The organism is Micromonospora maritima, assembly GCF_902825405.1.
Classification (GTDB): domain Bacteria; phylum Actinomycetota; class Actinomycetes; order Mycobacteriales; family Micromonosporaceae; genus Micromonospora; species Micromonospora maritima.
The window spans coordinates 1-10,166 of sequence record NZ_CADEAU010000174.1; the positions used below are offsets into that span (position 1 = coordinate 1).

Consider the following 10,166-nt stretch of genomic DNA (forward strand, 5'->3'; position numbering starts at 1 on the left):
GGCCCGGTGCCGGCCGGACCGGAGCCGGTCGGCGGCCCGCCAGGCGTCGTCGAGCGCGTGGCTGACGGTCCGGGCGTCCCCGGCGACCAGCCGCAGCAGCGCGTCGCCCTCGTCGACGCCGAGGAGCTTCGCCACGCCGTCGCGTTCCTGCGCGACCAGGCGGTCGACCCGGCGGCCCACCTGCTGGTGCAGGGCGTCGCGGGTGTCCAGCAGCCGCCGGTGCGCGGCGTGCACGGCCGGGCGGAGCGCGTCGGTGACGCCGGCCGTGGCGATGGCCCGCAGGATGCCCACGTCGCGCAGCCCACCGGCGGCCTCCTTGAGGTCGCCCTCCAGCAGGAACGCCAGCTCTCCGTGGGCCTCCCAGCGGGCGGTGGTGATCTCCCGCAGGCCGGGCAGGTGCCGGATCGCGGTACGCCGCCAGTGGTCGGTGGCGGTGCGGGCGAGTTGGTCGGTCAGCGCCGGGTCGCCGGCCACGTGCCGGGCGTCGAGCAGGCCGAGGGCGACCTTGACGTCGTCCTGGGCCACCGACAGCGCCTCGGCGACCGTGCGCACCGAGTGGTCCAGCCGCAGCCCGGCGTCCCAGACCGGATACCAGAGCGAGGCGGCCAGCTCGTCGATGCCGGGCACCCCGGCGTGCAGCAGCACCAGGTCGAGGTCGCCGTAGGGGGCGCACTGGCGGCGGCCCAGGCCACCCACCGCGACCAGCGCGACGCCGGGCCGCTCCGGGAAGATCCCGCGCAGCCAGGTGTCGAGCGCGTCGGCACGCGCGGAGCGGGCCGCCGCGCCGATGCCCCCGGGTACGCCGACGACCTCGTTGACCACGGGCGGGCCGCCCCCGGTGGGGCCGGTCTCCGTGGTCAACGAGGTCACGTCGGCGGGTCCCGTCGTCAGAGGGCGTCGAGCCCGCGCTCGCCGGTGCGTACCCGGACGACCTCCTCGACGCCGGTCACCCAGACCTTGCCATCGCCGATCTTGCCGGTCCGGGCGGCGCCGACGATGGCGTCCACGATCTTGTCGACGTCCATCTCGTCGGTGAGCACCTCGACCCGGATCTTGGGCAGGAACTCGACCGTGTACTCGGCACCCCGGTAGACCTCGGTGTGCCCCTTCTGCCGACCGTAGCCCTGGACCTCGCTGACGGTCAGCCCGGCCACGCCGAGCGCGTGCAGGGCCTCCTTCACCGCGTCCAACTGGTACGGCTTGATGACCGCGGTCACCAGCTTCATGTCCAACCCCTCCATCCCAGGAACGTTAACCGGCGACCTTCTCGCTGACCGGCGCGGACTCGTCCGCCTCGTCGGCGGGCTCCGGGGTCGGCCTGGTGCCGCCGATCCCGGCCATGGCGAACGCGCTCGTGCTGCTGCCCGTGGTGGGCGACAGGTCGTACGCGCTCTCCGCGTGCTCGGCGACGTCGATGCCGTCGACCTCGGCCTCGGCCGACACCCGGAAGCCGATCGTCTTCTCGATGGCGAATGCGAGCAGCCAGGCGACCCCGGCCGACCAGACGGTGACGATCAGACCGGCCAGCGCCTGCCGGCCGAGCTGGGTCAGGCCGCCGCCGTAGAACAGGCCGTCGGAGGCGCCGACCACGTCGCTGATCGCGCCGTTGACCGAGTTGGTGGCAAAGAAGCCGAGCCAGAGCGACCCGATCCAGCCGCCGACGAAGTGCACGCCGACCACGTCGAGGGAGTCGTCGTAGCCGAGCTTGTACTTCAGGCTGATGGCGAGCGCGCAGACCGCACCGGCGACGATGCCGAGCAGGACCGCCGCCCAGGGGGCGATGAAGCCGCAGGCCGGGGTGATGGCGACCAGGCCGGCGACCGCGCCGGACGAGGCGCCGACCATGGTCGGGCGGCCGTCCTTGATCCGCTCGACCAGCAGCCAGCCGAGCACCGCCGCGGCGGTGGCGAGCTGGGTGTTGAGGAACGCCAGACCGGCCACCGAGTCGACGGTCAGCTCGGAGCCGGCGTTGAAGCCGAACCAGCCGAACCAGAGCAGACCGGCGCCGAGCGCGACGAGCGGGATGTTGTGCGGCTTCATGCCCTCGCGGGGCCAGCCGATCCGCTTGCCGAGCACCAGGGCCACGCCGAGCGCCGCCGCACCGGCGTTGATGTGCACCGCGGTGCCGCCGGCGAAGTCCAGCGCGTGCAGCTTGGCGCCGATGATGCCGCCGCCCCACACCCAGTGCGCGACCGGGAAGTAGACCAGGGTGGCCCAGCCGAACGCGAAGAGCAGCCAGCCGGCGAACTTGGCCCGGTCGGAGATCGCGCCGCTGATCAGCGCGACGGTGATCACCGCGAAGACCATCTGGAACGCCATGAACACGTAGAGCGGGACGCCGATGCCGCTGGGGTTCTCCGCCGTGGCGCCCCAGAGGTCGGTCTCGGCGAGGAACGTCTTGGTGCCGAGGTAGGCGCCGGGGTCACCCCAGAGCCCGTTGACGTCGCTGCCGAACGCGACGCTGAAACCGTAGAACCACCACAGAACAGAGATGAGCCCGATGGCCGAGAAGCTCATCATCATCATGTTGAGCACGCCCTTGGACCGGTTCAGACCGCCATAGAACAGCGCCAGCCCGGGGGTCATGAGCAGCACGAGAGCGGTCGAAACCAGCAGCCAAACGGTGTTGCCGCCGTCGATCGTCGGTGCTTCAGGCACGCTGGCCTCCTAAAGGTGAAGTTCCCTCCTTCGCGGCTTCCGGGGCAGCGTCGCCCGTACGCCGGTTGCGCGGAAGCTTGGTCGGCCGCTGTTTCCTTCACCGACACCGCTCGATTTCCGACACGTGACGGGTTGTTTCCGGCGTGTGACGAACGCCGATCTTGCTCAGCGCAGCGCGTACTCCAGGTGGTGCCGCTCGTAGTCGAGCAGGCGAAGGTCCCGCATCGGCCGGCGCAGGTGGCCCTTGTGCACGATCCGGACGAACGCCGGCTCACCGGCGGCGGCCATCCGCCGGATGCCCTCGACGTGGTCGACGATGCGCTTGCGGATGGTGCGGATGAGCCGGTGCCGGTCCCGCGGGATCAGCCCGTACGCGTCGGCGAACAGACGCAGCCGGCGCGGCCGGTCGGGGCGCTTCCAGCCGAGCGTGATCGAGTCGCGGTCGGAGAAGATCGGCACCCAGGTCCACGCCGCGTACGCCACGTCGTAGATGCGGGCACCGGGCGAGGCCAGGTCGAAGTCGATCAGCCCGAGCGTGCCGTCGGGCCGCCAGATCACGTTGTGCGGCGCGGCGTCGTGGTGGCAGATGACCTCGGTGTCCGGCGGGGGCGGCCCGAACGAGCGCCAGACCGCGCCGGGCGGCGGGGTGAAGCCGTACTGGGCGTCGTGGAACATCCGCAGCATGGTGGCCACGGTGACCAGTGCCTCGTCGGTGACCCAGTGCGGGGCGAGCGGATATTCCCCGCACTCCCCCTCCAGGTACGACAACACCTCCCGGTTGCGCTCGTCCATGCCGAGCGCGCGGGGCGCCCCGGTGAAGCCGACGTATTCCAGGTGGCGCAGCAACGCGTGCACCGAGGGGGTCCACGGGCCCGCGTTGCGCCGGACCGTGTCCCCCACGCGGACCACGGTGCTCACGTTCCCGCCGTGCAGCGGGATCTCCTGCGAAGTCACGTACGGTCTCCCGAGGCGTGGCGACGGGTGGCTGGGGTCGCGCCACCCCGCGTAGGCGCGATCGTCAGTCGTCACGGGAGAGGCTACGCGTCCCGGGCGAGCGGCTCGGTCCCGAGCAGCGCGTCGACGAACTGCGCCGGGTCGAACGGGGCCAGGTCGTCCTTGCCCTCGCCGAGGCCGACGAGCTTGACCGGGATGCCGAGCTTGCGCTGCACGGCGATCACGATGCCGCCCTTGGCGGTGCCGTCGAGCTTGGTCAGCACCACACCGGTGACGTTCACCGCCTCGGTGAAGACCCGCGCCTGCTCCAGCCCGTTCTGGCCGGTGGTGGCGTCGAGGATCAGCAGCGTCTCGTCGATCGGGCCGTGCTTCTCCACCACCCGCTTGACCTTGCCCAGCTCGTCCATCAGGCCGATCTTGTTCTGGAGCCGGCCGGCGGTGTCGATGAGCACGGTGTCCACGCCGGTGTCGATGCCGCGCTTGACCGCGTCGAACGCGACGCTCGCCGGGTCGGCGGCCTCCGGGCCGCGGACCGTCTCGGCGCCCACCCGGCCGCCCCAGGTCTCCAGCTGGTCGGCGGCGGCGGCCCGGAACGTGTCGGCGGCGCCGAGCAGCACGCTGCGGCCGTCCGCCACCAGCACCCGGGCGATCTTGCCGCAGGTGGTGGTCTTGCCGGCGCCGTTGACGCCGACCACCAGCACGACCGCCGGGACACCCTCCTTCGGCGCGGTGCGCAGCGACCGGTCCATGCTCGGGTCGAGCGCGTTGACCAGCTCGGCGGCGAGCAGGGTGCGCAGCTCGTCGGTGGTCCGGGTGCCGAGCACCCGGGTCCGCTCCCGCAGCCGGTCGACGATCTCGCGGGTGGAGTCGACGCCGACGTCGGCGGTGATCAGGCTGTCCTCGATCTCCTCCCAGGTGTCCTCGTCGAGCCGGTCCCGGCTGAGCAGGCCGAGCAGGCCCTTGCCGAAGGCGTTCTGCGAGCGGGACAGCCGGGAGCGCAGCCGGACCAGCCGGCCGGCGGTGGGTTCGGGCACCTCGACCGGGGGCGCCTCCACCGGCGGCGCCTCGACCACCACGCCTGTGGTCAGCTCCGCCTCCGGGGCCTCGACCGGCGGGCCGGCCAGGTCCTCCTCGGCGCGGGTGTCGACCTCCGTCTCGGGCAGCGGCGGCTGCGGGCGCCGGCGCAGCCGGGGCACCACGAGGCTCAGGCCGCCGATGATCAGCACGCCGAGCAGGGCGAGAGCGACGAGGAGGTATTCCTTCATGCCCGAAATCCTGTCAGATGCCGGCGACGGCGTCCCACTCACCGCCTCGGCACGCGAACAACCTGCGGGTACGCTCGCGGCTGGAAGGCGTACCGCAACCGCCGGCCGGGTAGGAAGAGCGAAACGATCTTGTCGGAGGTAACGTCGTGCCCGGTTCCCGCCTGCTCATCGGCCCACTCCTGCGACGGGTCGTCGACACGCGGGCGACGATCTGGGTGGAGACGAGCGCGCCCGCGGTGGTCACCGTCCGCACGGCCGGCGGCGCGACCGGCAGCGCACCCACCTTCTCCGCGTACGACCACCACTACGCGATCGTGGTGGTGACCGGGCTCACCCCGGACAGCACCACGGAGTACGAGGTGCTGATCGACGACGAGGTGGCCTGGCCGCTGCCGGGCGACGCGTTCCCGCCCAGCGTGATCCGCACCCGCGCGCTCGACGACACGGACCAGCCGGTGCGCCTGCTCTTCGGCTCCTGCCGGGAGACCACCCAGCACTCCACCGCGCGCAAGCTGCCGCCGGACGCGCTGGACGCGTACGCCCGGCGGGTGATGGCCGCGCCCGACGAGGTCACGCTGCCCGACCTGCTGGTGCTGCTCGGCGACCAGGTCTACGCCGACGAGACGTCGCCGACCGTGCGCCGGCTGCTCAAGCGCCGCCGGCGGCGGCCGAAGGACGCCCCGGCGACCCAGGTGGTCAGCTTCGACGAGTACACGAAGCTCTACCTGGAGTCGTGGCGGGACCCGGAGATCCGCTGGCTGCTCTCCACCGTGCCGAGCGTGATGATCTTCGACGACCACGAGGTGATCGACGACTGGAACACCTCGCAGTCCTGGCGCGCGGACATGCGCGAGGAGCCGTGGTGGGCCGAGCGGATCCGCAGCGGCCTCGCCTCCTACTGGGTCTACCAGCACCTGGGCAACCTGAGCCCGGACGAGATCGCCGCCGACCCGGTGTACGCGAAGGTGGTCGCCGCCGAGGACGCGACCGGCGTGCTGCACGAGTTCGGCGAGCGGGTCGACAAGGAGGCCGACCTGGCGCACGACACCGAGCGCTGGCGGGCCGTGCAGTACCAGTGGAGCTACGCGCTCGATCTCGGCCGCACCCGGCTGGTCATGCTGGACAACCGCTCCAGCCGGGTGCTCCTGCCGGGCAACCGGGCGATGCTGCCGCCGGGCGAGTGGTCGTGGTTCCTGGACCAGGCGCACGGCGTCTACGACCACCTGGTGGTGGGCAGCTCGCTGCCCTGGCTGCTGCCGCCGGGCATCCACCACGTGGAGTCGTGGAACGAGCGTCTCGCCGACTCCGGCCGGCCCTGGGTGGCCCGGCTGGCCGAGCAGATGCGCCGGGCCTGGGACCTGGAACACTGGGCCGCGTTCCGGCGCTCCTTCGAGGCGCTCGGCGAGCTGTTCGCCCGGCTGGGCAGCGGCACCGCGCCGCGCACCGGGGCGCGGGTGGGCGCCGGGCCGGCGTATTCCCGGCCGGCCTCGATCAGCGTGCTCTCCGGCGACGTGCACCACTCGTACGTGGCCCGGGCCCGGTTCGCCGACCGGTCGGTGAAGACGCCCGTGCACCAGCTCACCTGCTCGCCGATCCACAACCAGGTGCCGGCCGCGATGCGTCCGCTGATGACGCTCGGCTGGAACCCGGGGCCGTCCGGGGCGGCCCGGGCGCTGGCCCGCTCGGCCGGGGTGCGCCGGCCGCTGGTGCGGTGGCGGAAGCTGGCCGGGCCCTACTTCGGCAACGCGGTGGCCACGCTCACCCACTCGGGCCGGTCGGCCGCCGTGGTGATCGAGGGCACCACCAGCGAGGGCGAGTTGCGTCCGGTGGCACGCCAACAGCTCAGCGACGGCGAGTGAGTACCCTCTGAGCGTGGACGAGACGCTGCGCGCCGTGGAGCACGAGTTGACCGCGTTGCTGCGTCGCGGCCGGGCGTTGTCCTGGGAGATCGCCCGCGAGGTCCACCCGAACCTGGAGCCGAACGCCTACGGCCTGCTGCTCTGGCTGCGCCGCTCGGGTTCGATCCGGCTCACCGACCTGGCGGTGAAGCTGGGCATCGGCAAGGGCACGTTGAGCCGGCAGATCGGTGGCCTGGAGGCGTTGGGCCTGGTCCGCCGCGATCCGGATCCGACCGACCGGCGGGCCGCCCAGCTCAGCCTCACCGAGGAGGGCACCAGGCGGTTCGACGCGGCCCGGGCGGCTCGACTCGGACAGATCCGGCGTTCGCTGGAAAACTGGCCGAAAGAGGACGTGGCGGACTTCGCCCGGTTGATGCACCGGTTCAACGAGACGTTCTGACCCGGCCGTCCGGGGAATAGGAGTCCCGCCACTCGCGGTTGTTGCTTGAGGCAACCAAGCCATACGGTTGCCCGAGGCAACCCGTTCCCTCTCCTTCTCCGGAGGCACTCCACGATGACGCAGGCGACAGCGCCCAGCCGGGCGACCGCCGTCGACATGTCCCACCGGCAGATCCTGGAGGCCCTCTCCGGCCTGCTGCTGGGGATGTTCGTCGCGATCCTCTCCTCCACGGTCGTCTCGAACGCGCTGCCGCGGATCATCACCGACCTGCACGGCAGTCAGTCCGCGTACACCTGGGTGGTCACCTCCACCCTGCTGGCCACCACCGCCACCACCCCGATCTGGGGCAAGCTCGCGGACCTGACCAGCAAGAAGGTCCTGGTTCAGCTCGCCCTGACGGTCTTCGTGCTGGGCTCGGTGCTCGCCGGGCAGGCCCAGTCCACCGGCGAGCTGATCGCCTGCCGCGTGGTCCAGGGCGTCGGCGCCGGCGGCCTCACCGCGCTGGCCCAGGTGATCATGGCGACGATGATCGCCCCGCGCGAGCGCGGCCGCTACAGCGGCTACCTCGGCGCGGTCATGGCCGTCGGCACCATCGGCGGCCCGCTGATCGGCGGCGTGATCGTCGACACCGACTGGCTCGGCTGGCGCTGGTGCTTCTACGTCGGGGTGCCGTTCGCCGTGCTCGCGCTGGTCGTGCTCCAGAAGACGCTGCACCTGCCCGTGGTCAAGCGGAAGGTGACGATCGACTGGTGGGGCGCCACCCTGATCACCGCCGCCGTCTCGCTGCTGCTCGTCTGGATCACCCTGGCCGGCGACCGGTACGACTGGATCTCCTGGCAGAGCGCCGTCATGGTGGTCGGCGCGGTGCTGCTCGGGGCGCTCGCCGTCCGGGTCGAACAGCGCGCCGCCGAGCCGATGATCCCGCCGCGGCTGTTCCGCAACCGCACCATCACCCTCGCCGTGGTCGCCAGCGTCGCGGTCGGCGTCGGCATGTTCGGCGCCTCGGTCTTCCTCGGCCAGTACTTCCAGATCGCCCGGGGCGAGAGCCCCACCATGTCCGGCCTGATGACGCTGCCGATGATCGGCGGCCTGCTGGTCGCCTCGACCGTGGTCGGCCGGATCATCACCAGCACCGGCCGCTGGAAGCGCTGGCTGGTCACCGGCTCGGTGCTGCTCACCGCCGGCTTCGCGCTGATGGGCAGCATGCGCGCGGACACGCCGTACTGGCGGCTCGCGATCTTCATGGCGCTGATCGGGCTCGGGCTCGGCATGACCATGCAGAACCTGGTGCTGGCCGTGCAGAACACCGTGGGCACGCACGAACTCGGCGCGGCCAGCTCGGTGGTGGCCTTCTTCCGCAGCCTCGGCGGCGCGGTGGGCGTGAGCGCGCTCGGCGCGGTGCTCGGCCATAAGGTCAAGGACTACCTGGCCGACGGCCTGAGCCGGCTGGGCGTCCCGGCCTCCGGCTCGGGCGGCGGCGGCGCGCTGCCGGACGTGCACACCCTCCCCGCCCCGATCCGCGCCGTGGTGGAGTCCGCGTACGGGCACGGCGCCGGCGACATCTTCCTGGCCGCCGCCCCGTTCGGGCTGCTCGCCCTGATCGCCGTGGTGCTGATCCGGGAGGTGCCGCTGCGTCGCAGCAACGGCGACCCGGTCGCCACCGCTGTCGACCGGGAGTCGACGGTCGCCGCCGGCGGCACCGCCGCGGTGGTCCGCACGGGAGGACGGGGCTGACGATGGACGCACCGGAGCGTGAGCGGTACGGGCCGCAGGCCCGTCCGCTGCCCTTCGAGCGAGGCACCGACGGACCCCGGGTGGTGCTTGTCGGCGTGGACGGCAGCCGCACCTCGATGCGGGCCGCCTCGTACGCCGCCGGGCTGGCCCGCCGGCAGGGCGCCGGGCTGGTGGTGGTGTTCGTCAGCTCGCCGGCGCCGTACAGCGGGATCATGTCCGGCGTGGTGGCCGGCGCGGTCCAGCAGACCCACGACGAGCTGGCCGACGAGTTGCGGGCCGAGTGCCGGCGCGGGGCCGAGGAACTGGACCTGGCGGTGACGTTCCTGAGCCGGCGCGGCGACGCGTACACCGAGCTGTGCCGGGCGGCCGACGAGCACCGCGCCGACCTGGTCGTGGTCGGTTCCTCCGAGCAGGCCGGCCACCGGTTGGTCGGCTCGGTCGCCACCCGGCTGGTGCGCGCCGGACGGTGGCCGGTCGTCGTGGTGCCCTGAGGGGGTAAGGAAGGGCCCCCGGTTAACGCCTCGCGTTGTAGAAGGGCCCCCGCTTAACATCGCCGGGATGACAACCTGGACCGCACCCGAGATCGACCGCCGCCACGAGCCCTACGTCGCCGACGAGCGCACCATGCTGGAGGGCTGGCTCGACTTCCATCGCGACACCCTGCTGCACAAGTGCGCCGGTCTGACCGCCGAACAGCTGCGGACCGCCAGCGTCGAGCCGTCCGGGCTGACCCTGCTCGGCCTGGTCCGGCACATGGCCGACGTGGAGCGATGGTGGTTCCGGATCCGGGCGGCCGGCGAGGACATCCCCGGCCTCTACGACGACCAGGAAGACCCGGACGCCGACCTGAACGCGGTCGCCGACGCCGACCCGGAGCAGACCTTCGCCACCTACCTCGCCGAGGTCGCCGCCGCCCGGCAGGCCGCCGCCGCCCTCTCCCTGGACCAGACCTTCCAGCGCCCCCGCCGGGACGGCACCGCCGAGACCCGGATCATGAGCGTCCGCTGGGTGTACGTGCACATGATCGAGGAGTACGCCCGGCACAACGGCCACGCCGACCTGATCCGCGAGCGCATCGACGGCGTCACCGGGGCCTGACCCCGGCCGGGGCGCCCGCCCGCAGCACCTGCTCGCCCAGCGGGGTGAGGCAGTGCCGTACCGCCCCGCCGTCCCGCCGGGTGGTGATCAGCCCGGCGGCCCGCAGGGTCGCCGCGTGCTCGCTGGCGGTGGCCGCGGACACGCCGACCCGGCGGGCCA

The 10,166-nt window shown here is 72.6% G+C and carries 10 protein-coding genes; 5 read left to right on the plus strand and 5 right to left on the minus strand.

Translation table 11 applies throughout. From position 1 onward, the window contains the following. From HUW36_RS16860 to ftsY, 5 genes are all read right to left on the minus strand, one after another. A partial coding sequence (locus HUW36_RS16860; protein WP_484502593.1) for a [protein-PII] uridylyltransferase family protein occupies nt 1-870 on the minus strand: 870 nt, incomplete at its 3' end. A 17-nt stretch (nt 871-887) separates the two neighbouring features. Further along, the gene (locus HUW36_RS16865; protein ID WP_013284578.1) at nt 888-1,226 is read right to left on the minus strand and encodes a P-II family nitrogen regulator; all 339 of its coding nucleotides are present in this window, start codon (nt 1,224-1,226) and stop codon (nt 888-890) included. 25 nt (nt 1,227-1,251) lie between these two features. Further along, nucleotides 1,252-2,658, minus strand: a complete 1,407-nt coding sequence (locus tag HUW36_RS16870) for an ammonium transporter (protein WP_174529052.1) — start codon at nt 2,656-2,658, stop codon at nt 1,252-1,254. 165 nt (nt 2,659-2,823) lie between these two features. Next, nucleotides 2,824-3,687, minus strand: coding sequence for an aminoglycoside phosphotransferase family protein (locus HUW36_RS16875; protein ID WP_172967835.1), 864 nt, complete (start codon nt 3,685-3,687; stop codon nt 2,824-2,826). An 8-nt stretch (nt 3,688-3,695) separates the two neighbouring features. Continuing rightward, nucleotides 3,696-4,877, minus strand: coding sequence for a signal recognition particle-docking protein FtsY (gene ftsY, locus HUW36_RS16880; protein WP_174529053.1), 1,182 nt, complete (start codon nt 4,875-4,877; stop codon nt 3,696-3,698). A gap of 146 nt (nt 4,878-5,023) precedes the next feature. Here ftsY and HUW36_RS16885 point away from each other — a divergent pair, with 146 nt between their 5' ends. The 5 genes from HUW36_RS16885 to HUW36_RS16905 all read left to right on the plus strand — a co-directional run bounded on the left by HUW36_RS16885 (nt 5,024) and on the right by HUW36_RS16905 (nt 10,007). Then, entirely contained in the window at nt 5,024-6,736 is a 1,713-nt protein-coding gene (locus tag HUW36_RS16885) for an alkaline phosphatase D family protein (protein ID WP_174529054.1), read from the plus strand. Between the two features lie 13 nt (nt 6,737-6,749). Next, entirely contained in the window at nt 6,750-7,175 is a 426-nt protein-coding gene (locus HUW36_RS16890; protein ID WP_091580338.1) for a MarR family winged helix-turn-helix transcriptional regulator, read from the plus strand. Nucleotides 7,176-7,289: 114 nt separating this feature from the next. After that, nucleotides 7,290-8,909, plus strand: a complete 1,620-nt coding sequence (locus HUW36_RS16895; protein ID WP_174529055.1) for an MDR family MFS transporter — start codon at nt 7,290-7,292, stop codon at nt 8,907-8,909. A gap of 2 nt (nt 8,910-8,911) precedes the next feature. Next, on the plus strand, nt 8,912-9,400 hold the full coding sequence (locus HUW36_RS16900; protein ID WP_174529056.1) for a universal stress protein: 489 nt from the start codon (nt 8,912-8,914) through the stop codon (nt 9,398-9,400). 67 nt (nt 9,401-9,467) lie between these two features. Further along, complete coding sequence (locus tag HUW36_RS16905) at nt 9,468-10,007, plus strand: DinB family protein (protein ID WP_174529057.1); 540 nt, start codon at nt 9,468-9,470, stop codon at nt 10,005-10,007. Nucleotides 10,008-10,166: the final 159 nt, after the last annotated feature.

Bases quoted from the DNA above. Each gene is read 5' to 3' on its own strand.
- HUW36_RS16865 (WP_013284578.1), bottom strand. From the start codon at position 1,226: ATGAAGCTGGTGACCGCGGTCATCAAGCCGTACCAGTTGGACGCGGTG.
- ftsY (WP_174529053.1), bottom strand. From the start codon at position 4,877: ATGAAGGAATACCTCCTCGTCGCTCTCGCCCTGCTCGGCGTGCTGATC.
- HUW36_RS16895 (WP_174529055.1), top strand. From the start codon at position 7,290: ATGACGCAGGCGACAGCGCCCAGCCGGGCGACCGCCGTCGACATGTCC.
- HUW36_RS16900 (WP_174529056.1), top strand. From the start codon at position 8,912: ATGGACGCACCGGAGCGTGAGCGGTACGGGCCGCAGGCCCGTCCGCTG.
- HUW36_RS16905 (WP_174529057.1), top strand. From the start codon at position 9,468: ATGACAACCTGGACCGCACCCGAGATCGACCGCCGCCACGAGCCCTAC.